Genomic DNA, 388 nt, shown 5'->3' with positions numbered 1-388 from the left:
TGCAGGACCTGGAGCGCGTGCTGCGCAGCGACGGCGCCACCGGCGTGCGGCTGAAACTGCACGACATGGACCGCTCGCTGGAAGTGGGTGTGGACCTGGCGCAGAGCCTGGGTGGTGCGTACCGGGTAAGTGACTGGACCCAGCAGAACGCCAACCTCTACCACTCGCTGCGCATGGAGAAGGTGGTGATGGGCATCCTGCTGTCGCTGATCATCGCCATGGGTGCGTTCAACCTGGTGTCCTCGCAGGTGATGCTGGTGACCGACAAGCAGGCCGACATCGCCATCCTGCGCACCCTCGGCCTGACCCCGGGCGGGGTGATGCAGGTGTTCATGGTGCAGGGTTCGCTGATCGGCATCTTCGGCACGCTGGCCGGCCTGATCGGCGG

1 protein-coding gene is annotated in these 388 nt (G+C 66.0%); it reads left to right on the top strand.

Going from position 1 to position 388, the window contains the following annotated elements; genetic code table 11:
• Window positions 1-17 precede the first annotated feature (17 nt).
• Window positions 18-388: FtsX-like permease family protein (locus D7X55_RS47395; protein WP_368666535.1), on the top strand; the 371-nt coding region annotated here is incomplete at its 3' end.

This window comes from Corallococcus sp. AB049A (assembly GCF_003668885.1).
In the GTDB taxonomy this organism is placed as follows: domain Bacteria; phylum Myxococcota; class Myxococcia; order Myxococcales; family Myxococcaceae; genus Corallococcus; species Corallococcus interemptor.
This window is presented reverse-complemented; position numbering and strand designations above follow the sequence as displayed.